This window comes from Streptomyces sp. GL_148 (genome assembly GCF_057834205.1).
Window position 1 is genome coordinate 3,415,971 of sequence record NZ_CM174396.1, and the last position, 22,997, is coordinate 3,438,967.

General features: G+C 73.6%; 18 protein-coding genes. 7 read left to right on the top strand and 11 right to left on the bottom strand.

Translation table 11 applies throughout. The features are described from left to right. Window positions 1-70: 70 nt before the first annotated feature. Complete coding sequence (lepB, locus tag AC3IYI_RS15520) at window positions 71-769, top strand: signal peptidase I (protein WP_489410729.1); 699 nt, start codon at window positions 71-73, stop codon at window positions 767-769. 69 nt (window positions 770-838) lie between these two features. Here lepB and AC3IYI_RS15525 read toward each other — a convergent pair whose 3' ends face one another. The 6 genes from AC3IYI_RS15525 to AC3IYI_RS15550 form a co-directional block, all read right to left on the bottom strand. Beyond that, window positions 839-1,783 carry a cation diffusion facilitator family transporter gene (locus AC3IYI_RS15525; RefSeq protein ID WP_489410730.1) on the bottom strand — a complete coding sequence of 315 codons (945 nt, stop codon included), beginning with the start codon at window positions 1,781-1,783 and terminating at the stop codon, window positions 839-841. Window positions 1,784-1,876: 93 nt separating this feature from the next. Next, window positions 1,877-3,049: a mannose-6-phosphate isomerase, class I gene (gene manA, locus AC3IYI_RS15530; protein ID WP_489410731.1), complete on the bottom strand. Its 1,173-nt coding sequence runs from the start codon at window positions 3,047-3,049 to the stop codon at window positions 1,877-1,879. A gap of 41 nt (window positions 3,050-3,090) precedes the next feature. Then, window positions 3,091-4,224, bottom strand: coding sequence for an SIS domain-containing protein (locus AC3IYI_RS15535; RefSeq protein WP_489410732.1), 1,134 nt, complete (start codon window positions 4,222-4,224; stop codon window positions 3,091-3,093). Between the two features lie 95 nt (window positions 4,225-4,319). After that, window positions 4,320-4,505 (bottom strand): Trm112 family protein, encoded by a 186-nt coding sequence (locus tag AC3IYI_RS15540; protein WP_243342091.1) that lies wholly within the window; start codon window positions 4,503-4,505, stop codon window positions 4,320-4,322. A gap of 254 nt (window positions 4,506-4,759) precedes the next feature. Beyond that, window positions 4,760-6,130 (bottom strand): phosphomannomutase/phosphoglucomutase, encoded by a 1,371-nt coding sequence (locus tag AC3IYI_RS15545; protein ID WP_489410733.1) that lies wholly within the window; start codon window positions 6,128-6,130, stop codon window positions 4,760-4,762. Between the two features lie 78 nt (window positions 6,131-6,208). After that, window positions 6,209-6,583, bottom strand: a complete 375-nt coding sequence (locus tag AC3IYI_RS15550) for a DUF3499 domain-containing protein (RefSeq protein ID WP_489410734.1) — start codon at window positions 6,581-6,583, stop codon at window positions 6,209-6,211. A gap of 114 nt (window positions 6,584-6,697) precedes the next feature. Between AC3IYI_RS15550 and AC3IYI_RS15555 the strand changes: the two genes are divergently transcribed. Further along, the gene (locus AC3IYI_RS15555; RefSeq protein WP_403719044.1) at window positions 6,698-7,192 is read left to right on the top strand and encodes a metallopeptidase family protein; all 495 of its coding nucleotides are present in this window, start codon (window positions 6,698-6,700) and stop codon (window positions 7,190-7,192) included. Between the two features lie 425 nt (window positions 7,193-7,617). Here AC3IYI_RS15555 and AC3IYI_RS15560 read toward each other — a convergent pair whose 3' ends face one another. The 3 genes from AC3IYI_RS15560 to AC3IYI_RS15570 form a co-directional block, all read right to left on the bottom strand. Next, window positions 7,618-9,108, bottom strand: a complete 1,491-nt coding sequence (locus tag AC3IYI_RS15560) for a DUF5719 family protein (RefSeq protein ID WP_489410735.1) — start codon at window positions 9,106-9,108, stop codon at window positions 7,618-7,620. Then, window positions 9,105-12,740 (bottom strand): glycosyltransferase, encoded by a 3,636-nt coding sequence (locus tag AC3IYI_RS15565; protein ID WP_489410736.1) that lies wholly within the window; start codon window positions 12,738-12,740, stop codon window positions 9,105-9,107. The genes AC3IYI_RS15560 and AC3IYI_RS15565 overlap by 4 nt, the downstream gene beginning before the upstream one ends. 334 nt (window positions 12,741-13,074) lie before the next feature. Further along, on the bottom strand, window positions 13,075-13,338 hold the full coding sequence (locus tag AC3IYI_RS15570; RefSeq protein WP_112450237.1) for a WhiB family transcriptional regulator: 264 nt from the start codon (window positions 13,336-13,338) through the stop codon (window positions 13,075-13,077). 671 nt (window positions 13,339-14,009) lie between these two features. Here AC3IYI_RS15570 and AC3IYI_RS15575 point away from each other — a divergent pair. From AC3IYI_RS15575 to AC3IYI_RS15585, 3 genes are read left to right on the top strand one after another with little or no spacing between them, the layout of a single operon-like run. Further along, window positions 14,010-14,552 (top strand): cysteine dioxygenase, encoded by a 543-nt coding sequence (locus AC3IYI_RS15575; RefSeq protein ID WP_489410737.1) that lies wholly within the window; start codon window positions 14,010-14,012, stop codon window positions 14,550-14,552. A gap of 30 nt (window positions 14,553-14,582) precedes the next feature. Continuing rightward, the gene (gene cofD / locus AC3IYI_RS15580; RefSeq protein WP_489410738.1) at window positions 14,583-15,542 is read left to right on the top strand and encodes a 2-phospho-L-lactate transferase; all 960 of its coding nucleotides are present in this window, start codon (window positions 14,583-14,585) and stop codon (window positions 15,540-15,542) included. Continuing rightward, window positions 15,539-16,873 carry a coenzyme F420-0:L-glutamate ligase gene (locus AC3IYI_RS15585; RefSeq protein WP_489410739.1) on the top strand — a complete coding sequence of 445 codons (1,335 nt, stop codon included), beginning with the start codon at window positions 15,539-15,541 and terminating at the stop codon, window positions 16,871-16,873. Before cofD ends, AC3IYI_RS15585 begins: the two co-directional genes overlap by 4 nt. Window positions 16,874-17,072: 199 nt before the next feature. Here AC3IYI_RS15585 and AC3IYI_RS15590 read toward each other — a convergent pair whose 3' ends face one another. Then, complete coding sequence (locus AC3IYI_RS15590) at window positions 17,073-17,972, bottom strand: DNA-3-methyladenine glycosylase family protein (protein ID WP_489411544.1); 900 nt, start codon at window positions 17,970-17,972, stop codon at window positions 17,073-17,075. Window positions 17,973-19,080: 1,108 nt separating this feature from the next. Further along, window positions 19,081-20,526: a peptidoglycan recognition protein family protein gene (locus AC3IYI_RS15595; protein ID WP_489410740.1), complete on the bottom strand. Its 1,446-nt coding sequence runs from the start codon at window positions 20,524-20,526 to the stop codon at window positions 19,081-19,083. A 150-nt stretch (window positions 20,527-20,676) separates the two neighbouring features. Here AC3IYI_RS15595 and AC3IYI_RS15600 point away from each other — a divergent pair, with 150 nt between their 5' ends. Next, window positions 20,677-21,426, top strand: coding sequence for a TIGR03089 family protein (locus tag AC3IYI_RS15600; protein WP_489410741.1), 750 nt, complete (start codon window positions 20,677-20,679; stop codon window positions 21,424-21,426). A 179-nt stretch (window positions 21,427-21,605) separates the two neighbouring features. Next, a complete protein-coding gene (locus AC3IYI_RS15605) occupies window positions 21,606-22,886 on the top strand; it encodes an LCP family protein (protein WP_489410742.1) in 1,281 nt (426 codons plus the stop codon). Window positions 22,887-22,997 lie beyond the last annotated feature (111 nt).

Here is a 22,997-nt window from a genome sequence, read left to right on the forward strand (position 1 = left end):
ACGGGGCCCGAGGGCGCTGCGTACGCTTCGCGCTCCAGACGGTGTCGGGTGGGGAAGAGGGATCTGGGCGGTGGTGCTCGTCGTGCTCGGCGCGGTGCTGTTCGCGGGGGCGGCGAGCTGGACCAGGTACGTCCTCGCGGACGACTACCGGATGACGGTCATCCCGTCGGAGTCGATGAGGCCCGCATACTCCCCCGGGGACCGGGTCTGGTTCGCTCGGGTCGCTCCGCAGGAGGTCCGGCACGGGGACGCCGTGGTCTTCGCGGCCCCTTCCTCGTGGGTGAACGGGGCAGGGATGAAGGAGGGCCAGCAGGTCTTCAAGCGGGTGGTGGCCCTGGGTGGGGACCGCATCTCGTGGGCAGCGGGTCAGGCGAGTCTGATGCTGAACGGGAAGCCGCTCGTCGAGCCGTACCTCAAAGACCCTGCCGTGCCGGCGACGGTTCCTTTCGATGTCACGGTGCCCGAGGGGCGGATGTTCCTGATGGGCGACAACCGCTGGAATTCCTTCGACTCCCATCTGCGGGCCCGCGACCAGGGCCAGGGAACCGTGCCGGTGTCGGCCGTATGGGGGGTCCCGCTGGCCGAGCTGCCCGACGCGGCGGCCGTTGCCGGGCTGACGGCCTTCCTGGGCGTGCCGGCCTTCCTCGTCGGTGGCGGGCTCGGCATCGGCTCGCTTGTGGCGCGGCGGCGGGCGGCGAAGGCGGCGCGGAACGCGGTGGGCTCCGGGCCCGGACAGCTGACGTGGACGTACGAGGCCGCGAACGACTGACCCGGCCGGTCCGGCGGCACGACGAGGCCCCCCGGCGCAGGCGCAGGGGGGCCTCGGTGCGTTACGCGGTCAGTGGCCCGGGTTGGTGCCCTTGGCCGCGGCCTCGGCGTTGTAGATGTCCGGCTCGAGGTAAATCACGCGGGCGATCGGGACCGCCTCGCGGATGCGGGCCTCGGCGGCGTTGATGGCGTTGGCCACCTCCGTCGCGGTGTCGTCGCTCTGGACGGAGATCTTCGCGGCGACCAAGAGCTCCTCGGGGCCCAGGTGCAGGGTGCGCATGTGGATGACGCCGGTCACGACGTCTCCGTCGACCAACGCGGCCTTGATCTTCTCGACGTCCTCGGTGCCGGCGGCCTCGCCGAGCAGCAGGGACTTGGTCTCGGCGGCGAGCACGATGGCGATGATGATCAGCAGGATGCCGATGCACAGGGTGCCGATGCCGTCCCAGACGCCGTTGCCGGTCAGCAGGGCGATGCCCACGCCCGCGAGGGCGAGGACGAGGCCGATGAGGGCGCCGAGGTCTTCCAGGAGGACCACGGGGAGCTCGGGGGCCTTGGCGCGCTTGATGAACTGGGCCCAGGTGAGGCTGCCGCGGATCTCGTTCGACTCCTTGATCGCGGTGCGGAAGGAGAAGGACTCCGCGATGATCGCGAAGACGAGGACGCCGACCGGCCAGTACCAGTGCGTGATCTCGTGCGGGTCGTGGATCTTCTCGTAGCCCTCGTAGATGGCGAACATGCCACCGACGGTGAACAGCACGATGGAGACGAGGAAGGCGTAGATGTAGCGTTCGCGCCCGTACCCGAAGGGGTGTTGCGGAGTCGCCTCGCGCTGGGCCTTCTTGCCGCCGAGGAGGAGCAGGCCCTGGTTTCCGGAGTCCGCCAGTGAGTGGACGCCTTCGGCGAGCATCGACGACGAGCCGCTGAAGGCGAAGGCCACGAATTTGGCTACCGCGATGGCCAGATTGGCGGCGAGTGCCGCCACGATCGCCTTGGTACCGCCCGACGCGCTCATGGTTGCGATGTGTCCCTTCCTCGGTGCGGCGCCCCGGGCCGGGACGCCGCGCTACGGCCGCAGATTCTCACAGCCACCGAGAGGGACGGTACGTCAGACCACCACAGTGGCACGGAAGACGGTGCCGGTTCCGGACAGTTCGACCTTTTCGCCTGCCGGTACGAAGACCGATTCGCCGGGTGCCAGCGCCAGTTCGCCCGACTTCGCGGATTGCGCCTTCGGGGAGCCCGCCGTGCACAGCAGGATCTGCGCGGTGGTGTCGGGGACCGCCCGAGGTGCGCCGCCGGGGGCCAGGACGAAGCGGGAGAGCCGGAATTCGTCGATGGGGGTCTCGTAGACCTCCTCGCCGTTGCCCTCCGGGCGCAGGATGCCGGGGTCGCCGGGCTCGAAGCGGGTGACCTTCAGCAGCTCCGGCACGTCGACGTGTTTGGGGGTGAGTCCGCAGCGCAGGACGTTGTCGGAGTTGGCCATGAGCTCGACGGCGAGGCCATCGAGGTAGGCGTGCGGAATGCCGGCGCCGAGGAACATGGCTTCGCCGGGCTGGAGTTGCACGTGGTTGAGGAGCATCGCGGCGATGAGGCCGGGGTCGCCCGGGTAGTGGTGGACGAGTCCGGCGTACGGGGCGTACGGCCCCCCGAGCCGCTCGGCGGCGGCCGCGGCCTCGGTGACCGTACGGGCCATCTCGGCGCGGTCGGCGGTCAGGACGGCGGTGAGCACCTCGCGCAAGGCCGCCTCCTCGGGATGTGCCCGCAGGAGGTCGGCGTAGGGCTTCAGAGAGTTGACGCCGAGGCCCTCCAGCAGGGCGGCGGCCTCCAGCGGCGGGCGGAATCCGGACAGGCCCTCGAAGGGGGTGAGGGCGCAGACCAACTCGGGCTTGTGGTTGGCGTCCTTGTAGTTGCGCTGCGGTGCGTCGATCGGGACGCCGCGGCGCTCCTCGTCCTCGAACCCGGCCTTCGCCTGGGCGAGGTCGGGGTGGACCTGGAGGGAGAGCGGGGCGCCGGCGGCGAGGATCTTGAAGAGGAAGGGGAGCCCGGGGCCGAACTTGCGGACGGCGGCGACTCCCAGTTCGCCTTCGGGGTCGGCGGCGATGACGTCCGAGAGGGCGCCCTCGCCTGCTCCGCGGTCGAGGCGGGAGGGGGCGCCGGGGTGGGCGCCCATCCACAGCTCGGCCTGGGGTTCGCCGGTGGGCGGCACTCCGATGAGTTCGGGGATCGCGTTGGTCGATCCCCAGGCGTAGGGGCGGATCGTGTTCGTGAGGCGGTCCATCGGTCGTCTTCCTGGGTGAGAGGCGCGCGCGTGCGTGCGCCTCAGCTGTGTCCCCCGGAGGCCAACGCCAGGTAGGCGGTGGCGAAATCCGTGACGGCGAGGAGTTCGGCGAGCTGTTCCAGCTCTGTGCCCTCCTCCGGTTCGAGCTCGCTGATGGCCGTGTCGTGGCTGAGGGCGAGCTCTCGTGCGGCAGGGGCGGCTGTCAGTCCGCCTGCGGGCCTGTCGCGCAACAGGACGATGCGTGCGCGAAGGGCCTGCGGTTCTTCCACTCGGTCGCGGAAGAAGTCGTCGGGGTCGGCGCCGGCGGCGAAACCGCCGGCGAGCAGGACCCCGTGGGCCGGGAGCGCCTCGGGAAGGTCGGCGGCGAGTGCGGGCCGGCCGGCGAGTTCGGCGAGGGTGGCGGCGAAGCGGCGCCCGGCGGGTCCCGCGGCGGCGCCCTCGCTCCAGATGAGCGGGAGGGAGTCGGCGAGCTCGGAGGCGAGGGTCTTGGCCGGGTTGGAGTAGGTGGCGATGGCGGGGCCGCAGCGCTCGGCCGTGCGGTCCAGCCGGTCGGCGACGAGCTGCAGGGTCTGCGGGGCGGCGGTGATCAGGCCGACCCTGTCGAGGAGCACCAGCAGCGGGGTCAGCAGGGCCCAGAGGGCGCCGGGGCCGGCCGCGGCCGACTCGTCGTACTCCTGGTACGGGGCCTTGGCCATCGGTACGAGGAGCCCGTGCGCGCCGTCCACCGCTTCGCTCAGCGGCGAGCGCTCGGGGGCGACGGCGACGACGGTGGAGCCGCGCCGGTAGGCCTGCTCGGCGAGGACGGCGAGGCCGGGCTCGGTTCCGTCGGTGGTGGCGATGAGCAGCAGGTCGACGGGGCCGGCCCAGCCGGGCAGGGCCCAGCGCAGCGCCCCGGCGGCGTGCGCGACGCCGGTCGGGTGCAGCCGGATGACGGGCGCGGAGGCACCCGCGAGCGCGCCGAGCAGGTCGGCTACCCCGGTGGCGGCGGTGCCGGGCCCGGCGATGAGGACCGCGCGGGGGCGGCCGTCGGGGCGCAGGTCGGCGAGACCGGCCTCGGCGGCGTGCCGGGCCGCGGTGCGTACCCGTGCGCCGGCATCGGCGGCGCCGCGGAGCAGGCCGCGGCGGTCGGCGCGGGCCAGATCGTCAGGTGCGTCGAGGAGTGACTCGTCGAGCATGGCGGCCTCCGGCTAGGTCTGTGACGTGTCCAGCGGTGACGGAACGTGTGTGACGGAACCAGTCTCAGCGTTTGCGCGGGGTGGCGGTAGGAGGCTCAGGCGGGTCGGCGTGCCTCGTCGACGAGGAGGACCGGGATGCCGTCGCGGACCGGGTAGGCGAGACCGCAGTCCTGGCCGGTGCAGATCAGCTCGGGGGTGGTCTCGTCCGCCGACTTGTCCTCCAGGGGCGAGTGGCAGGCGGGGCAGGCGAGGATCTCCAGCAGGCCGGCTTCGAGCGGCATGGGGTGCTTCCCTTCGGGATGTGGATCGGGCCAGGTCAGCCTACCGCCGAGTCATCTCTGGTGACGGGTGGAGGAGGACCTCTGGTGAGGGGTCGACGGCGGCACGGCGGACATCGGGTGCAGCGGCGCTGCCGGGGCTCCGCCCCGGACCCCGCGCCTCAAACGCCGGCGGGGCTGGATTTTGCCGGCCGGGACCCGAGGGCGCGGGCGGGGCCGGGGTTGCGCGGAGCGCGGTCCGGCCCCGCCCGCGGCGTTCACGCGCGGATGAGGGCCAGGACCTCGTCGCGGATCTTGGCGAGGGTGGCCTCATCGCGGGCTTCCACGTTCAGGCGCAGGAGGGGCTCGGTGTTGGAGGCGCGGACGTTGAACCACCAGTCGGCGGTGGTCGCGGTGAGGCCGTCCAGTTCGTCGAGGGTGACGCCCTCCGCGGAGCCGTAGGCGGCCTTGACGGCGGCGAGGCGGGCCGTCTGGTCGGCGACGGTCGAGTTGATCTCGCCTGAGCCCGCGTAGCGGTCGTAGGAGGAGACCAGGTCGGAGAGGGGGCCGTCCTGGCCGCCGAGGGCCGCGAGGACGTGGAGCGCGGCGAGCATGCCGGTGTCCGCGTTCCAGAAGTCCTTGAAGTAGTAGTGCGCCGAGTGCTCGCCGCCGAAGATGGCGCCGGATTTGGCCATCTCCTCCTTGATGAAGGAGTGGCCGACGCGGGTGCGGACGGGGGTGCCGCCGTTCTCGCGGACGACCTCGGGCACCGACCAGGAGGTGATCAGGTTGTGGATCACGGTGCCGGTGCCGCCGTTGCGGGCCAGTTCGCGGGCGGCGACCAGGGCGGTGATGGCGGACGGGGAGACGCCCTCGCCGCGCTCGTCGACGATGAAGCAGCGGTCGGCGTCGCCGTCGAAGGCGATGCCGAGGTCGGCGCCCTCGGCCAGGACGCGGGCCTGGAGGTCGACGATGTTCTTCGGGTCGAGGGGGTTGGCCTCGTGGTTCGGGAAGGTCCCGTCCAGTTCGAAGTACATGGGGACCACGTCCAGCGGGAGGCCCGTGAAGACGGTGGGGACCGTGTGCCCGCCCATGCCGTTGCCCGCGTCGACGACGACCTTGAGCGGGCGGATGGCGGTGAGGTCGACCAGACCCTTCAGGTGGTCGGCGTAACCGGTGAGGGTGTCCTGCTCGGTGACGGCGCCCGGGACGGTGCCGGCGGGGATCGCCGGGGCGCCCTCGTCGCTCCACTTCTCGGCGAGCTCGCGGATGGTGGAGAGGCCGGTGTCCTGGCCGACCGGGGCGGCGCCGGCCCGGCAGAGCTTGATGCCGTTGTACTGCGCCGGGTTGTGCGAGGCCGTGAACATCGCGCCGGGCAGGTTCAGCTTGCCGGAGGCGTAGTACAGCTGGTCGGTGGAGCAGAGCCCGATGAGGGTGACGTCGACGCCGCGGGCGGCCGCGCCGCGGGCGAAGGCGCCCGACAGGGCCGGGGAGGAGGGCCGCATGTCGTGGCCGATGACGATGGCCGGGGCACCGGTCACCTCGACGAAGGCGGCACCGAACAGTTCGGCCAGGTGCTCGTCCCACTCGTCCGGCACGACGCCCCGTACGTCGTACGCCTTGACGATGTTCGAAAGATCGGTGGCCACTGCCTGCCCCCCTGAAGGTGATGTGCGGTGAGGCAAACCTACCGTGGACACAGCGTGGCTTTTCAGATCAACCGAATGTCAGGAATCCGGCGAACGCAGGACGCGCAGGTGTCCACGACGGGTCTCCCCGGTGGTGGGACCGCCCTGACCGGCGCGGCCGGCCCCGGCCGCGCGCTCCGGCGGACGGGCCGCCTCGCGAACGGCGTTGGCGAGGGCTTCGAGGTCGTCACCCGTGGGACGCGAGGGCGCCGACCCATCGGTGAGGCGTACGACGTCCCAGCCGCGCGGGGCGGTCAGGCGCTCCGAGTGCTCGGCGCAGAGGTCGTAGCAGTGGGGTTCGGCGTAGGTGGCGAGCGGGCCGAGAACTGCGGTCGAATCGGCGTAGACGTACGTCAGAGTCGCGACGGCAGGGCGGCCGCACGCGGTGCGCGAACAGCGACGTACAAGGCTCACGACGTTGGACGGTACCGCACTCTTGACCGGGCCGCGACGACTCTCCCCCGGCCGCTCCCCCGTGTCGTCGGATCTCCCCCGCCCCGGTGCGGATGTGCGGGCTACCCTGCGGGGGTGACGGACAGCACTCTGCCTCCCCCTCCCGTGCCCCCTGCCGCCTCCCTGCCCGGCGGCTCCCCCGCCGGTGAGCCACGGGTGCGGCGGCGCGACCGGCACGGGCGCGGGATGCGCGGGCCGGTGGCCCCTCCGCAGGTACCGCTGTCGGCGAGCCGGGGGGAGCTCTTCGGGGACCTCGTACGGGACTCCGTGGAGCGGCTGGAACGGCGCTGGCCGCAGCTGGCCGAGGTGGAGTTCATGATCGGCGACGTGCCCGGCCCGCCGGGGGGTGCGGAGACCGGCTGGAACGATGAGGCGGTGCCGCTGGGTGCGCTGGCGGAGGCCGGTGGTGGGCGGCCGGCGCGGATCGTGGTGTTCCGGCGGCCGGTGGAAATCCGGGCGAAGTCTCGGGACGAGCGGGCGATGCTGGTGCACGAGATCGTGGTGGAGCAGGTCGCGGAGTTGTTGGGGCTGTCGCCCGAGACGGTGGATCCGCGGTACGGGTCGGACTAGGGCCTGTCGTCAAACTCCCGTCGTCGCCCGAAGGGCGGCCGCGCGGCGTCTGGTGCGTGCTCTCGGCGCGCCGGGCGAAAGTCCGCGTACTGGACGTACTCGGGCTTTCGCCCGGTGCGGCGAGAGCACGCACCAGGCGTCGCGAGGCAGACGGGAGTTTGACGACAGGCCCTAGGTCCCGGTCGGACCAGGTCCCGGGTCGGATTAGGTCCCCGGGGCGTCCCGGCCCGCCCGCATCGTTACGGCGTGCGCCGGCGGTGCGGGAGGCGGGCCCTGCGGGGCCGTCCCCTACCCGCCCTTCCACCGTTCCCCGGGCTCCGCCCGGACCTGGTCCTCAAACGCCGGACGGGCTGAAAGGACCTGGGGCTCCGCCCCAGACCCCGGTCCTCAAACGCCGGACGGCTGGGAAAGGCTCCGTCGGTGGGTTACTGGGTGAGGACCGAGAGGTCCTGGGCCGCCTTGGGGACCGAGACCGTGGAGTGGTCGTCCGAGAGGGTCTGGGTCGTGAACATCGGGATGCCGTCGCGCGGGATCGTCAGGGTGCGGGACGCGTGGACGGGGCCGCCGGAGACGGTTTCCACCGTGAGGGCGTAGGCGCCCTTGCCGCCGGCCGGGGCGAGGGTCAGGGTCTGTGTGGTGCCCCCCTTGACCGTCACGTCCTGGGAGGCGGGTTCGCCGCCCTCCGTGCCGGGCGAGGCCGTCACCTTGACCGTCGCGTCGGCTCCGGGCGGGGCCGTCAGCGACAGCTGGGTGGCGTTCGCCTCGGGGCGGTTGTCGGCGACGGTCGCCCGCGCGCCGACGGGGGCGGAGGCCTGGATGAAGCCGATCTCCTGTTTGGCGCCGCTGCCGCGGACCACCCGGAGGGCCGCGACCACGGGGACGACGGACTTCTTGACGTCGGCCGGGGACAGGACGAGGGAGCCCGGCTCGCCGCGGGTGACGTCCTTGAGGTCGAGGCTCGCGGTCATGCCGGCCTTGACGTGGAGCTGCTCGCTGCCCGCGGGGCTGATCGAGCCGGTCGGCCCGGCCAGCTTCACCTGGAGGTCCGCGTCCTCGTCGCCGGGGGCGAAGGCGACCAGCCGGACGGAGGTGGCGTCGGCCGGGATGCCGGGCAGGACCAGGGTCCCCGCCGGGTCCACGGAGGCGGGCAGCCAGTCGGCGCCGACGCCTTCCTCGCCCGCCTGGGCAGTGGCCCCGACCCGGCCCGCGCGGGTGGTCACGTGGGCGGTGACGTCCGCGAGCTGTGCGCCGGGGGCGAGGGAGGCCAGGGAGATGGCCTTGCTGGACTTCGGGTCGATGCGGATGTTCTCGCTGGTGCCCGCCTCGGCCTTGACCGCGCCGTCCGGGCCGAACAGCTTGATGTCCACCACGGCCGCGGTGTCGTCGGGGTTGGTCACGTGGACGTAGTCCTCGCGGCCCTTGGCGGTGCTCACGCCGGGGAACCAGAAGTCGGTGCCGGGTGAGGTGCACCCGGTGCCGAGCATGCCGCGCATGCGGCCGACGGAGACGACCGTGGTCTGCTGCGCGCTCCAGCCGGGGGCCAGGACTCCGTCGGCGACGCCGGTGAGCGCCGGAGCCCCGGCGCCGGAGGCCTTGGCGGCCACGGGCTTGCCGGGCTCCTTGAGTTCCAGGACGGGCTTGGCTTCCTTGGTCGCGCCCAGCAGCCGGGCCGTGCCCTTGCCTCCCGCGACGGCCGCACCCGGGGTGATCGCCGTGTACAGGGTCTCGGCGATGTCGGAGGTGCTGGGCGCGGGGCACACCAGCAGGGACCGCTCGACCGGCATCCGGGCCGCCGGCTTGCCCGCCGCGGCCTTGGAGGCCCCGTCGGCGGCCGGTGCGGTGAGGGCGGCCAGGCCGGTGACGGCGGCCAGGGCGGCCGTGACCGCGGCGAGCGTGAGGGGTACGCGCTGCTTCACTGGTGGGGGCTCCCGTCCGGACGCGGGGCGTGCTGTCCGTCGTGCTGGCCGTAGGCGTCGTAGCCGTTGTGGGGGTCGGGCTGCTGTTCGTAGGACGGGTACGGCTGCTCGTACGGCTGGTGGGGCGGGTACGGCTGCTCGTACTGCGTGCCCGGGTCGTGGCCGGTGTACTGCTGCTGCTCGTACGGGTACTGGTCGTACTGCTGCTGCGGCGGCTGCTGCTCCTGGCCGCCGTACGCGTAGCCGCTCTGGTCTCCGTACGCCGGCTGCTGGTAGGCGTACGCGTCCTCCCCGTACGCCTGCTGCGCAGGGATCTGCGCGTACGGGTCGGCCGCGACGGCCGCCTCGGCGGGGGCGGACCCGGTCTGGGCTTCCGGCTCGGACTGCTCGCGCAGGCGGCGGGCCCGGCGGCCTGCGCCGGGCTCCTCGGCGGCGGGGGCCTCGTCCTCGGGGAGGTCGTCGTCCAGGCGGGCGCGGCGGCCCGGCAGGGCCATCACCAGGAGCACCAGGGCGAGCAGGCCCTGGGCCCAGTGCCAGGCGGTCCGGGTGAGGGCGTCGTCGTGGACGAGGTCGAGCTCGCCGGCGGCGGCGGGCAGTTCGAAGCCCTGCGCCCATCCGTCGAGCGTCTTGGCCTTGAGCGGCTTGCCGTCGAGGGTGGCCCGCCAGCCGGGGTCGGCCCGGTCGGCGATGCGCAGGACGCGTCCGGCCTCGCCCGCCGGGATCTTGGTGCGGGCCTCGACGGGGCCGGAGGCGACGGGGATGGGTGCCTCGCCGGGCTTGCCGGAGACGATGACGGTGCGGGCGACCTGCCGGTCGACGCGCCACAGGGCGCTGCCTTCGAGCTTGCTGAGGCGGCTGAGGCCGGGGGTGGCGTCGAGGACGCGTCCGATCTCCTGCGGGGCGCCGTCGCGGACCAGGACGTAGCGGATGGCGAAGCCGCCGAGCTGGTCGGTCTGGTCGGCGCCGGAGCCGGCGACGAGGCTGGAGACGACCTTGTCGAGGCGGGCGTCGCTGCCGGCCCGGTCGGCGAGTTCTGCGTCGCCGAGGCGGCCGCCGGAACCGCGGACCAGGCTGTACGAGAGGGCGGCCGGGGTGTCGGCGCCGATGACGAGGGTCCGGGCCTGGTCGCGGGTACCGCTCTCTTCGGCGACGAAGGCGGGGACCTGGACGGGGTCGCGGCGCTCCAGCGGTCCGGCGGCTCCGCTGAGCATCCAGCCGGCCGCGCCGACGAGCGGGCCGACGGCGGCGGCGAGCGCGATCAGGGCGGCGAGGGGCTGGCGCCAGCCGAAGCTGCGGGCCGCGACGCGTTCCTTGGCCCCGTCGGCGCCGATGACGGCGGCGGACAGCAGGGCGAGTCCGTAGACGAGGGTGGCGGGGCCGGCCCAGGTGGTGCGGTTGACGAGTACGGCAAGGACGAGCGCGGCGAGCGCGGTGGCCCAGGCGGCCCGTACGGCGAACTGCCGGTCGGCGCGCAGCAGGGCGGCCAGGGCGGCGAGGACGACGCCGAGGAGGATCAGGCCGCCGGCGGTGCGGGGGCCGCCGGGGCTGATGCCGAGCAGGTCCAGGGCGGTGGCCGAGCCGGCTCCGTAGGGCAGTCCGGCCTCGCGCAGGAAGCTCGCCGGGTGGGTGAGCAGGCTCAGCGACCAGGGGGCGAGGACGAGGAGGGGGACGCCGAGCGTCGCGAGGAGGCGCGGGCCGTACGTCTTCCACTGCGCGCGGTGCAGGACCAGCGCGGTGGTTCCGAGGACGGCGGCGAGCGGCCAGACGACGGGGGTGAAGGCGGTGGCCAGGGTCAGCAGGAGGGTGTGGGTCCAGGCGGAGCGCCAGCTGCCCTCCCCCTCGCCGAATCCGAAGGCGGTGACGGCCGAGCGTGCGATGAGCGGGAGCAGGATCGCCAGGACGGCGGTGCCGAGCCGGCCGCCGGCGAGGGCCCCGGTGACGGCGGGCAGGAAGGCGTAGGCGACGGCGGCCCAGGCGCGCAGCAGCCGGGATTCCACCAGCGGCCGGGAGGCGAAGTAGGCGGTGAGGCCGGCGAGCGGGACCGAGCAGACGAGCAGCAGGGTCAGGGCGGCGTCGGTGGAGCCGAGGAGCAGGGTGGAGAGGGCGCCGAGGACGGCGAGGTAGGGCGGCGCTCCGGCGGTGGTGCCGGTGCCGACGGGCTGCCAGTCGTCGGCGTAGACGCGCCAGAGGTCGAGTCCGCCGTCGGGGGCGGGGAGCAGGGCTCCGCCCATGAGGGAGCCGCCGCCGAGGAGGGAGCGGCAGGCGATGACGGAGACGAGCAGGAGGAGGGCGAAGAGGACGGGCGCGGGCTTGCGGGCGATCCGCTTGAGGCGCGCGAACTGTTCGATGTCCAGGTAGTCGGCGTCGTCTCCGCCGGGTCCCGATTCGACGGCGCCGCCGTGTCGGCCGGCGGTGTTGGTCTCGGTGTCGCCGTCGGCGCCGAAGTAGCCGGCTAGCTGTTCGGCGTTGGCGCGCAGGCTGGCGCCGGGCGGCGGGAAGAGGGGGCGCAGTTCCTTGGCGGTGACGGCGGCGCGGCCTCTGCGGCGGCGGGCTCCGAGGATCCGGCCGGGGCGCAGCAGGGTGGCGAGGAGGCCGGTGATCTCGTCGACGGCTTGTCCGGGGGCCTTGCCGACGAGGTAGGCGAGGGTGCGCAGGACGGTGCCGAAGAGGATGCGCAGCAGGACGTACGGGAGGGCGCGGCCGGGGCTGTTGGCCAGCATCGTGTAGACGGCGCCGGCCTTGTCGACGCGGTGGGGGCTGGCGGCGGAGCGGCCGACGCAGTCGACGGTGCGGCGTTCGCGAGCGGAGGCCTCTGCGTGCCGCAGGACGGCGTCGGGGGCGACGAGGACGGTGTGGCCGGCGCTCTGGACGCGCCAGCACAGGTCGACGTCGTCGCGCATGAGGGGCAGGCGGCGGTCGAAGCCGCCGAGGGCGTCGTACACGTCGCGGCGGATCAGCATGCCGGCGCTGGACACGGAGAGGACGGGCTGGACCTGGTCGTGCTGGCCCTGGTCCTGTTCGCGCCGGTCGAGGCCGGTCCAGCGGCGGCCGCTGCGGGCGATGGTGACGCCGACTTCGAGGAGCTGCTTCTTGTCGTACCAGCCGCGCAGTTTGGGGCCGATGACGGCGGCTTCGGGGTTCTCGTCGGCGACGCGCAGCAGTTCGGCGAGGGCGTCGGGCTCGGGTGCGCAGTCGTCGTGGAGCAGCCAGAGCCACTGGACGGGTTCGCCGTGGGGCAGGTCGGGGAGGTCGTACGTGTCGTCGCGCCAGGTGCGGCTGACGGGATCCCAGCCGGAGGGGCGCTTGAGGTACGGGAGTTCCTCGGGGGTCAGGGTGCCGGCGGTGCGGGCGGCTTCGTCGACGGCGGCGCCGAAGCCGGTGCGGCGGGCGAGGTGCAGGACGCGGTCCTCACCGAGGGCCTCGCCGAGCAGGCGCGCGGAGTCGTCGGCGCTGCCGGTGTCGGCGGCGATGTGGCTCTGGGCGGGGCGTTCCTGGCCGAGGAGACCGGCGAGGGTCCGGGGCAGCCAGCGGGAGCCGTCGTGGGCGACGAGGACCGCGGTGACGACGTGCCGGGGGAACTCTGGTGCGGCGGCAGCCTGGTAGGAGGCGCTCGACTGGCTGTGCAGGGACATCGCGGTACGGGCCCTCCGGCCGGGGGTCCGGGGGTGGTGTGCCCTCGGAGGCTGCTGGACAGCGCCCCACCCTAACGGCTGGGAACACAGCGGTCCGCCTCCTGCGGGGAAGGTGCGGGAGGCGGACCGTTTGCTCTGCTCGATGCCGTGCTGTTCGTGCCGTTCGCTGTACTGCGTTTTGTGCCGATGCGTGCACTGCGGCCGCTGCCGTGCGTGAGGCCGGGTGCACAGGCGGCTATGCCTTCGGGTGGGCCGTCGGATATGTCGTGGGCCGTGCCGCGGGCCGTGCCGCGGGCCCTGCCGTGGGCGCCGTTCGGTGCGCGCCGAGGGCGCTTCAGACGGCGGCCTTCTTCAGGCGTCGTCGCTCGCGCTCGGACAGGCCGCCCCAGATGCCGAATCGCTCGTCGTTGGCGAGGGCGTACTCGAGGCATTCGGAGCGGACCTCGCAGGCGAGGCAGACCTTCTTGGCCTCGCGGGTCGAGCCGCCCTTCTCGGGAAAGAAGGACTCGGGGTCGGTCTGGGCGCAGAGAGCTCGCTCCTGCCATCCGAGCTCTTCGTCCGCCTCCTCGACCAGCAGTTCCTGAACCAGCTCGGTCATGTGCGCCCCTCGCTCTGTCTGTGCGTCCCCGTGGTCATGCCGTCACTCATCGCTACGTAACGACACGAGTGAAATTACAAGTGCGGGGCTCCAGCGCAGTCAAGCCGAGATCTGCTATTGGGCCCCTTATTCACTCTGCGGAACCAAGCCTATGCAGAAAGTGTTCATATCGCCAAAAATCGTGACACATGCCACACATGCCACACGTACCGCTTGTGGGACCCCCTCCCCCGTGGTCGACGCGTCACTCTGTGGTGGGGTTCCGATCCAGCCGAAGGAGCGGCGTAGATCACATTTCAGCCACAGAGAGACATCGCACGGCTCTACGGGTTTGAGAGCCGCCACAGCGGTCTGCAGCGCGACTCGAAGCGCCACATCCCCTGGTGCCGACTGCACAAACCTTTCTCCGGGCACGTTAACCGGATGAGGTGAAACTTTTCTATCAAATCGGACATTGGGTTGACAGTCCGGCCCCCCACCCGGTCTTCTTGTAGCCATGTCAGCGCCCTCAGCCGCCACCCGGACCCCCATTCGTGGGTTCCTGTGCGCTGCCCAGGTTCGCTGTTGCTGTTGCAGCTGTTGATGCAACTCGGGAGCTCCGGCTCCCTTGAGTTCCAGCTCGCCCCCCACAGCAACCGCCGCACGACTGACATTTGTCGAGGAACCCCCCGATGAACAGCACCAGCACCCTGAACGCCACCCCCGCAGCCACCGCCCCGGCGAGGGTCGAGAGCGACCTCCAGATCGCCGGCGACATCCTCTCCGTCCAGCACCTCCTGCAGCCCGCCCGCGAGCACCCGGCCACCGTCGCCGAGTTCGTGGGCCTCGCGCGTTCCATCGCCGCCGACCGCTCCGAGTGGGAGCACCTGGTCCGGTACGACGCCACGACCCGCTGGTACCACCGGCTGCGCACCGGCCCCGGCTACGAGGTCTGGCTGCTCAGCTGGGTCCCCGGCCAGGGCAGCGGCCTGCACGACCACGGCGCCTCCTCCGGCGTGCTGACCGTCCTGGACGGCGAACTGACCGAGCACACCGCTCGCGGCCCGCTCGCCCTCGGCGCCGGCTCCCAGCGCGTCTTCGCCCCCGGCTACGCCCACGAGGTGCAGAACGACAGCCTCGACGGGGCCGTCAGCCTGCACGTGTACTTCCCCGGCCTGACCGAGATGCCGATGCACAGCTGCTCTCCGGCCCGGCCCGAGGCCCTGTCCGTCTGATCCCCGACGCCGCCTGACAGACTTCGCGGTATGCGCATTGTTGTTCTGGCCGGCGGCATCGGCGGCGCCCGTTTCCTTCGCGGTCTCCAGGCCGCGGTTCCCGACGCGGAGATCACGGTCATCGGCAACACCGGTGACGACATTCACCTGTTCGGGCTCAAGGTCTGCCCCGACCTGGACACCGTGATGTACACCCTCGGCGGTGGCATCAACGAGGACCAGGGTTGGGGCCGCACCGACGAGTCCTTCACCGTCAAGGAGGAACTCGCCGCGTACGGGGTCGGACCCACCTGGTTCGGCCTCGGTGACCGCGACTTCGCCACCCACATCGTCCGTACGCAGATGCTCGGCGCGGGCTACCCGCTCAGCGCCGTCACCGAAGCCCTCTGCGACCGCTGGCAGCCCGGGGTCCGGCTGCTCCCCATGTCCGACGACCGGGTCGAGACCCACGTCGCGATCACCGACTCCCAGAGCGGCGAGCGCCGGGTCATCCACTTCCAGGAGTACTGGGTGCGGATGCGCGCCGCGGTGGACGCCGAGGCCGTCGTCCCCGTGGGCGCCGAGCAGGCCAAGCCCGCGCCCGGCGTCCTGGAGGCCATCGAGGCCGCCGACGTGATCCTCTTCCCACCGTCGAACCCGGTGGTGTCGGTGGGGACCATCCTCGCCGTACCCGGCATCCGCGAGGCCGTGGCCGCCGCCGCGGCCCCCGTGGTGGGCCTCTCCCCCATCGTCGGGGGAGCTCCCGTGCGCGGGATGGCCGACAAGGTGCTGGCCGCCGTCGGCGTCGAGTCGACCGCCGCGGCCGTCGCCCGGCACTACGGCACCGAACTGCTCGACGGCTGGCTCGTCGACACCGCCGACGCGGACGCCGTCGCCGAAGTGGAGGCCGCCGGCATCACCTGCCGCGCGGTGCCGCTGATGATGACCGACCTGGCCGCCACCGCGGAGATGGCGCGGGCCGCGCTGGAACTGGCGGAGGCCTCCCGGTGATCCCCGAGAACCCCCTGCACCAGTACCTGGTGCAGGCAGTCCGCGGGATCCCCGAGGTACGGCCCGGCGACGACCTGGCGGCGCTGATCGCCACCGCGACGGACGTCCCCGCCGGATCCGGCACCCACTCGCGGCTGCGGGACGGCGACATCCTGCTCGTCACCTCGAAGATCGTCTCCAAGGCGGAGGGCCGGATCGTCCGCGCCGATTCGCGCGAAGAGGCGATCGACGCCGAGACCGTACGGGTCGTCGCGCGCCGGGGAACGCTGCGGATCGTGGAGAACCGGCAGGGGCTGGTCATGGCGGCCGCCGGGGTCGACGCCTCGAACACCGAGGCCGGCACCGTCCTGCTGCTGCCCGAGGACCCCGACGCCTCGGCCGCCGCCATCCGGGCCCGGCTGCGGGAGCTGCGCTCCGTGGACGTGGGCGTGATCGTGACGGACACCTTCGGACGGCCGTGGCGCACCGGGCTCACGGACGTGGCGATCGGCTCGGCCGGCGTACAGGTCCTGGACGACCTGCGCGGAGGCGCCGACGCCCACGGGAACCCGCTGAGCGCGACGGTCGTCGCGACCGCCGACGAGCTGGCCGCCGCCGGCGACCTGGTCAAGGGCAAGGCCCTGGGCCTGCCGGTGGCGATCGTGCGCGGGCTGCAGCACGTACTGGGCGAGGGGTCCTCGGCGGCCGACCTGGTCCGCTCGCCGGCCGACGACATGTTCCGGCTGGGCACCTCGGAGGCGGTACGGGAAGCCGTGACGCAGCGGCGTACCGTACGGGCCTTCACGGCCGAGCCGGTGGACCCGGGCGCGGTGCGACGCGCGGTGGCGGCGGCCGTGACGGCCCCGGCCCCGCACCACACGACGCCGTGGCGGTTCGTCCTGCTGGAGTCGGCGGGCGCCCGGCTGGAACTGCTGGACGCGATGCGGGACGCCTGGATCGAGGACCTGCGGCGGGACGGCAAGTCCGAGGAGTCCATCGCGAAGCGGGTCCGGCGGGGCGACGTCCTGCGGGCCGCGCCCTATCTGGTGGTGCCCTGCCTGGTCACGGACGGCGCGCACGACTACGGGCACGCGAGGCGGGACGCGGCGGAGCGGGAGATGTTCGTCGTCGCGATGGGCGCGGGCGTACAGAACTTCCTGGTCGCGCTGGCCGGTGAACGGCTGGGCTCCGCGTGGGTGTCCTCGACGATGTTCTGCCGGGACGTGGTCCGCAAGGTGCTCGGGCTTCCGGAGGACTGGGACCCCATGGGGGCGGTGGCCGTGGGGCACGCCGCGGTCGCTCCGGCGGAGCGGGCGGGGCGGGCGGCGGAGGCGTTCATCGAGGTGCGGTGACCCTGCGGGGTGACCCGGCTTGGGCCTAGGGCCTGTCGTCAAACTCCCGTCGTCGCCCGAAGGGCGGCCTCGCGGCGTCTGGTGCGTGCTCTCGGTGTGCCGGGCGGAAGCCCGCGTACTGGACGTACTTGGCTTCCGTCCGGTGCGCCGAGAGCGCGTGCCAGGCGTCGCGAGGCAGACGGGAGTTTGACGACAGGCCCTAGAGCCTGCCGATGTCGCTCCGGGGCATCCGGGGGGCTCGGCGGGGCGGGGCGGCGCCGGCCAGGAGGATGAGGCGGGCCGCGCGGTGGCGCTGGCCGGCGTACGGGGCGAGGAGCTCCAGCATGGCGGCGTCGTCGGCGTCCCGGTCTCCGGCCAGGGCGTAGCCGATGATGCCGGGTAGGTGGAGGTCGCCGGTGGTGACGGCGTCCGCGGCGCCGTTGCTGCGCTGGAGGGCTTCGGCGGAGGTCCACGGGCCGATGCCGGGGACCGCCTCCAGGCGGGCGGTGGCCGCCGGCAGGTCCATCGCGGCGGCCTCTTCGAGGCGGGCTGCGAGGCGGGCCGCGCGGACGATGGTGGCGGAGCGCTTGGAGTCGACCCCGGCCTTGTGCCAGTCCCAGGACGGGATGAGGGTCCAGGTGCGGGGGTCGGGCATCACGTAGAGGGCGCGGTCGCGGCCGCTGCCGCCTTCGTCGGGGCCCGGGCCCGGGCCCGGGGCCGGTTCGCCGTACTGGCGTACGAGGCGGCGCCAGGCGCGGTACGCCTCGTCGGCGGTGACCTTCTGTTCCAGGACCGTGGGGATCAGGGACTCCAGGACCAGGCCCGTGCGGGTCAGGCGCAGGCCGGGGCGGCGGCGGTGGCTGGCGTGCAGGAGGCGGTGGCGGGGGACGAAGGCGGCCGGGTCGTCGGCGGAGCCGAGCAGTTCCGGCAGGCCGTCGAGGATCCAGTCGGCGCCGGGGCCCCACGCGGTGGCGGTCACCCCGGACCCGTCCCGCGTGACGCGGAGCGTGGCCGGGCCGGCGGGGGTCCGGGTCGCTCGCCAGACCGCTCCCGCGGTGGCGCGGAAGGTGGGGTCGGCGGGGCCCCGTCTGAGGGGGCCGAGGGTGAGGCCCAGGTCCACCGTGCCGGTGGGTGGCGTCCAGGAGCGGGCTCGGGGGGTGCCGGGGGTGGGGGCGGTGCGTGTGCCCGTGCCGGGGGCTGGGCCGACGCCCGTGTCGGAGTCCGGGCCGGCGCCCGAAGCGGGTGCCGGGCCGGCGCCCGAGCCGGAGACCGGGCCGACGCCCGAGGCGGGTGCCGGGCTGGCGGCTAGGCCGGAAGCAGGGCCGCCGCCCGAGCCGGAGTCCGGGGCGGAATCCGGGGCGGCGCCCGAAGCGGGGGCCGGACCGGAGACTGGGCCAGAGGCGGGGCCGCCGCTCGGGCCCGTGTCCGGGCCGGAGCCCTGGCCGGTGGGTTCGGGCACGGTGGTGCGGCCGCCGCGGATCGCGGTGCGGGTGAGGGGGTCGTAGCGGCCGGGCATGCCTTGAGCGTAGCCCTGCGGGGGCTGTCCCCTACCCGCCCTTCCACCGTTCCCCGGGCCGGCCCGGACCCGCGCCTCAAACGCCGGCGGGGCTGGGGATACCACCGGGCGCTGCCCGGACCCGGTCCTCCGCCGGCGGGGGCTGGGGATACCACCCGGCGCCGCCCGAACCCGGTCCTCCGCCGGCGGGGGCTGGGGATACCACCCGGCGCCGCCCGGACCCGGTCCTCAAGCGCCGGACTGGCTGGAGGGGTGCCGGGCTGCGCCCGGACTCCCTGGGGCTCCGCCCCAGACCCCGGTCCTCAAACGCCGGACGGCTGAAAAGCCCCAGACCCCGCGCCGCCAACGCCGGCGAGGCTGGATTGGGGCAGCGTCAGCCGGCACCTGCACGCCCACGGGCTGGAGGGACCGGAGGGTCATTCCAGCCCCGCCGGCGTTTGAGGCGCGGGGGGCCGGGGGTGGGCCCCCGTGCAGCGGCGCCGCACTCGGCAACGGGGCCGGGCGGAGCCCGGGGAACGGGCGAAGGGTGGGTAGGGGACTTCGCCCCGCAGGGCCCAATCAGCCGCACCCGCCCACCGGCCCCACGCCGGGACGGCGGTGGCGGGCACCCCGACCGGCCACCGCCCGGACGGAGTCCGGCGCAGCGGCGCGAAGCCGGTAAGGCCCGCCAGGGCCGCACCGCGCGAGCGGCGCGTCAAAAAAGGGAGTGCGGCTACGGGCGGCCCTGGAGTTTGGCTGAGGCGGTTCGGGTGGGGGGGAGTTGGGTGTAGAGGTGGCGGCCGGGGCATTCCGTGGCGAAGCCGTCCCGGTGGCCCGAGATGACGTTCAGGCGGACGTTGCTGCCCTTCGCGTAGAGGTTGCCGCCGCCCGAGCGGAGGGTGGTCTTCGCGCGGGGGTCCGCTCCGAAGAGGCCCAGCTTCCAGGCCGTGAGGCGGGCCACCGCGTCGACCGCGGGCTTGGGGGGAGAGGTGGACGCGAAGGTGCCGATCACCGCCACGCCCATGCTGTCGGTGTTGAAGCCCATGGTGTGCGCGCCGAGCACCGCCTTGGCGACTCCGCCCGCCCGGCCCTCGTAGACGGTGCCGCACTTGTCGACGGCGAAGTTGTAGCCGATGTCGCGCCAGCCGCTGCTGACCACGTGGTAGCGGTACAGGCTGCGCAGGACCGCCGGGGCGTCCTTGCAGGCGTAGTTGTTGCCCGAGGCGGTGTGGTGGACGAAGGCGGCCTTGACCTTGTTCGTGTAGACGAAGCCCTTTTCGCGCAGGCTCTCGTCCGCGCCCCATCCCAGCCGGGTGACGATCTTCGGGCGGGGGCCGATGTACGGGGCGGCCGCGAGCGCCTCGTCGGCGAGGACCGCGTCGGCGGTGGAGTCGGCCTTGTTGAGGGCGGGGATCTCCTGGGCGCCCAGGGGGGCCATCGGGACGTTGACGGAGGAGGACTCCGCCATCTCCATCGTCATGCCGGGGAGGAGGGCCAGCTCCCCCTTGTCGTCGTCATCGACGGGGGAAGGGCGGTCCGGGGTGGCCTCTTCGGACGTGTTGGCGTTCTTGGCGTCCGATCCGGGGCGGGACGAGCCCCCCGGGTCCACCAGTTCGATGCGCATGCCCGTCGGGAGCCCGCTGCTCACCACGCGGCCGCCCGGTTCCGCCTGGACGCGGACCTCGATGCCGTCGGACTGCCCTACCCACAGGGGGGCGGTGCTGCCGCGGACCCGGCCGGAGCCGCGTTCGACCGTGTCGGGGTCGGCGGCGTGTTCGCTGTTGTGGGTGTCGACGTCCTGCCATTCGGACCAGGCCGAGGTGTCCACGGAGCGGGTGCGGACCTGGACGCGGCCGTCGAGCTGGGTGCTCGCGTCGTCCCAGACGACGCCGACCAGCGAGAAGGTCTTGACCTCGCGCGCCGACAGGCCCCGCGTCTCGGGCAGCCGGGGCGAGGTGCTCATGCCGGGGACCCCGGTGGTGCGGTCCGCCGCGGGTCCCACGGGGGCGAGCGGCAGGGACTGGGTGGATCCGGCGGGGGCCGCGGGGGCTGCCGAGCCCGCCGCGGCCGATGGCTGCGTCGCTGCCGGGTGGGCGAGGGCCGTGGAGGAGAGCGCGAGCGGCAGGGCCAGTGCGGCAGCCGTCGCGACGCCGATCGAGGAAGCAAGGAATGCACGCATGGAAAGGATGCTGGGGACTGCCGGGGGCCGGCGCCATCCGAGAACTGACGCGCCGTCCGGTCCGGGCGGCGATACCCCTCCTCCGTACGGGGGATCGTGCTGCGGCCGTACGGAGGAGGGGCGCGGGCTGCCCCGCGTAGGCTCTGGTCCGTGAACGCCACTGACCGCACCCCTGCCGACCTGCTGCGATCCGCGCTCGCCGCCGATCCCGGCCGCCCGCTCGTCACCTTCTACGACGACGCCACGGGCGAGCGCGTCGAATTGTCCGTCGCGACCTTCGCCAATTGGGTGGCCAAGACCGCCAATCTGCTCCAGGGCGACCTGGGCGCCGAGCCCGGCGACCGGCTCGCCCTGCTGCTGCCCGCGCACTGGCAGAGCGCCGTGTGGCTGCTCGCCTGCGCCTCCGTCGGGGTCGTGGTGGAGGTGGGCGGGGATCCGGGCGGCGCCGATCTCGTGGTGAGCGGCCCGGACACGCTTCAGGAGGCCTCCGCGTGCTCCGGCGAGCGGGTGGCGCTCGCGCTGCGGCCGCTGGGCGGGCGCTTCCCGCAGCCGCCGGCCGGGTTCGCCGACTACGCCGTCGAGGTGCCGGGGCAGGGCGACCGGTTCGCGCCCTTCCAGCCCGTGGACGCGGACGGCCCGGGGCTGGTGGTCGGCGGCGAGGAGCTCTCGTACGCGCGGATCTGCGAGCGGGCCCGCGAGGACGCGGCGAAGCTCGGCTTCGGCGAGGGGGCGCGGGTGCTGTCCCGGCAGGGCTACGACAGCTGGGAGGGGCTCTCGGCCGGGCTCTACGCGGCCCTGGCCACGGGCGGCTCCGTGGTGCTGTGCCGCAACGCCGAGGGGCTGGCCGAGGGGGCCCTGGCGCAGCGGATCGAGAGCGAGCGGGTCACCCACACGGCCTGACCCGGCCCCACCCCGCCGTCACCCACACCGCCCAATGCCGGATATCGGCCATTTGTCACCCACATGGCCCTATACACGGTCGCGCCCCCGGGCCGCATCGATCACCCGGGGGCAGTATCGGCACAGGCCGTACTCACCCGTACGGCCCGTACCGGTTCGGGTGAGGGGACGGAACTCGAGTGACGGACAGCGCGGGCATACCGGGCGGCACCGATGCGGCCGGAGGCGAGAAGCCTCCGAGTGGCCGCAGGCGGCGCCGGCTGCTGCGCTGGGCCGGGCTCGGGACCGGCCTGCTCGTCGCCGTCGGGGCGGGCACGGGCTGGTGGATCTACTCCAAGCTCGACGGGAACATCGCCGAGGACACCTCGGCCGCCGCCGAGCTGCGGCGCTACGACAAGGAGCGCCCGGCACACCTGGCGGGCGGCGCACAGAACATCCTGCTGATCGGCTCGGACTCCCGCACCGGCGCGGGCAACGCCCCGTACGGACAGGACGAGGGCACCCAGCGCTCGGACACCACGATCCTGCTGCACCTGCCGGCGGACCGGAAGAGTGCGACGGCGGTGTCGATACCGCGGGACCTGATGGCGGAGATACCGGCGTGCCTGACGCCGGACGGCAGCCGCACCCGGGAGCAGTTCGCCCAGTTCAACTGGGCCTTCGAGTGGGGCGGGACCGCGTGCACGATCCGCACGGCCGAGGCGCTGACCGGGATCCGGGTCGATCACCACATGGTGCTGGACTTCAACGGCTTCAAGAAGATGGTGGACGCCATCGGCGGGGTCGAGGTGTGCCTGCGGCGGCCGGTGGACGACACCGAGGCCAAGCTGAAGCTGCCGGCGGGCCGGCAGACCCTGCAGGGTGAGCAGGCACTGGGCTTCGTACGGGCCCGCTACAGCCTGGGCAACGGCAGCGACACCGAGCGCATGGAGCGCCAGCAGGCGTTCCTCGGGTCGCTCGTCAAGAAGGTGCAGAGCAACGGGGTGCTGCTCAATCCGGCACGGCTGTACCCGCTGCTGGACGCGGCGACCTCCTCGGTGACCACCGACCCGGGGCTGGCCTCGCTGCGGGGGCTGTACGAACTGGTCCGGGGCGTACGCGACATCCCGACCGACCAGATCAAGTTCCTCACGGTGCCGCGCCGGCCGTACGCCGCCGACCGCAACCGGGACGAACTGAGCCAGCCGGACGCGACCCAGCTCTTCCAGCGGCTGCGGGCGGACCAGCCGCTGACCATCGCCCCGCCCGCGGCCACGCCCACGCCCACGCCCACGCCCGCTCCGGCCTCCCGGCCGGACGGGGACGGGGACGGGGACGGGGAACGGGACGGGCAGCGGGACGAGGCGGCGGCCGGCGACGCGGCGCGCGCCACGGCGGACGGCCCGGGAACCGCGGAGCAGCCCTCCACTCCCGCCCCCACTTTCACCGGCACCACGGCCGGTGTGGCCGACTGCCGGTAAAGCAATCTCAAAAGCCGGTGCCCGGGCCGAGCTTGTTGGGGCGATTGCCCCGTTGTAAGTGCGTGGAATTCATCACCAGCATGGTTTGCGGCGAACGTGTCCGGATAAGGT

What these genes read in the sequence shown, in the direction of transcription:
- AC3IYI_RS15525 (WP_489410730.1), bottom strand. Translation starts at nt 1,783, where the DNA reads ATGAGCGCGTCGGGCGGTACCAAGGCGATCGTGGCGGCACTCGCCGCC.
- AC3IYI_RS15565 (WP_489410736.1), bottom strand. Translation starts at nt 12,740, where the DNA reads ATGTCCCTGCACAGCCAGTCGAGCGCCTCCTACCAGGCTGCCGCCGCA.
- AC3IYI_RS15570 (WP_112450237.1), bottom strand. Translation starts at nt 13,338, where the DNA reads ATGACCGAGCTGGTTCAGGAACTGCTGGTCGAGGAGGCGGACGAAGAG.
- cofD (WP_489410738.1), top strand. Translation starts at nt 14,583, where the DNA reads ATGCGCATTGTTGTTCTGGCCGGCGGCATCGGCGGCGCCCGTTTCCTT.
- AC3IYI_RS15575 (WP_489410737.1), top strand. Translation starts at nt 14,010, where the DNA reads ATGAACAGCACCAGCACCCTGAACGCCACCCCCGCAGCCACCGCCCCG.
- AC3IYI_RS15535 (WP_489410732.1), bottom strand. Translation starts at nt 4,224, where the DNA reads ATGCTCGACGAGTCACTCCTCGACGCACCTGACGATCTGGCCCGCGCC.
- AC3IYI_RS15595 (WP_489410740.1), bottom strand. Translation starts at nt 20,526, where the DNA reads ATGCGTGCATTCCTTGCTTCCTCGATCGGCGTCGCGACGGCTGCCGCA.
- AC3IYI_RS15540 (WP_243342091.1), bottom strand. Translation starts at nt 4,505, where the DNA reads ATGCCGCTCGAAGCCGGCCTGCTGGAGATCCTCGCCTGCCCCGCCTGC.
- manA (WP_489410731.1), bottom strand. Translation starts at nt 3,049, where the DNA reads ATGGACCGCCTCACGAACACGATCCGCCCCTACGCCTGGGGATCGACC.